The sequence below is a fragment of the Streptomyces sporangiiformans genome (assembly GCF_005768555.2).
Lineage (GTDB): Bacteria > Actinomycetota > Actinomycetes > Streptomycetales > Streptomycetaceae > Streptomyces > Streptomyces sporangiiformans.
Genome location: NZ_VCHX02000012.1, coordinates 1 through 600, shown reverse-complemented (window position 1 = coordinate 600; position 600 = coordinate 1). Strand labels below are relative to the sequence as shown.

Sequence of the window (600 nt, the reverse complement as noted above, 5' to 3'; positions counted from 1 at the left end):
CCTCGAACTGGCCGGACCACAGACCGAGGTCAGCGCCTGGCCCGAGGTCGAAGGTGATGTATCCCGAAGTCTCGAACGAGGGGCTCATGCCGAGGAGGTCGCCGTAGAAACGAGCTGCGGCGGGAGCGTCGTTCACGTAGACGATAGACACGACGGATGTGGTCATGATCGTTCCTTCTCACAGGTCGTAGGTACGCATCCACCAGCCTGACCGGGATATGCGCCGCATCGTGTCGCAATTCCTGAAAAAATTGGTGCGTGACCCCAGACCGCTTCTTCGCCCTGATGCTGCTCCTCGAATCGAGGGATGCCGTGACCACACAGGAACTTGCCTCGGCGCTCGGGGTGTCCCTTCGCACCANCGAGGGATGCCGTGACCACACAGGAACTTGCCTCGGCGCTCGGGGTGTCCCTTCGCACCATCACCCGGGACTTGAACTGGCTCCGTGACGCCGGTCTGCCGGTGACCGCACACCGGGGCCGCCTCGGAGGCGTGACCATGCTGTCCGGGTCCGGGCTCGACCTCACGCGACTCACACCGGGCGAGCGTGATCATCTGTCGCTCACTGGGCTGGATGAGAAGCAACGTGCGGAGCTCAA

2 protein-coding genes and 1 pseudogene are annotated in these 600 nt (G+C 63.4%); 2 read left to right on the top strand and 1 reads right to left on the bottom strand.

The annotated features are described in order from the left end of the window. Window positions 1–166: VOC family protein (locus FGD71_RS48205; protein WP_338120019.1), on the bottom strand; the 166-nt coding region annotated here is incomplete at its 3' end. A 92-nt stretch (window positions 167–258) separates the two neighbouring features. Between FGD71_RS48205 and FGD71_RS00270 the strand changes: the two are divergent. Continuing rightward, window positions 259–361 (top strand): annotated as a pseudogene (locus FGD71_RS00270) (HTH domain-containing protein); the annotation flags it as partial. Between the two features lies 1 nt (window position 362). Then, window positions 363–600 (top strand): helix-turn-helix transcriptional regulator (locus FGD71_RS00265; protein WP_140935778.1); only part of this gene is annotated, 238 nt, incomplete at both ends.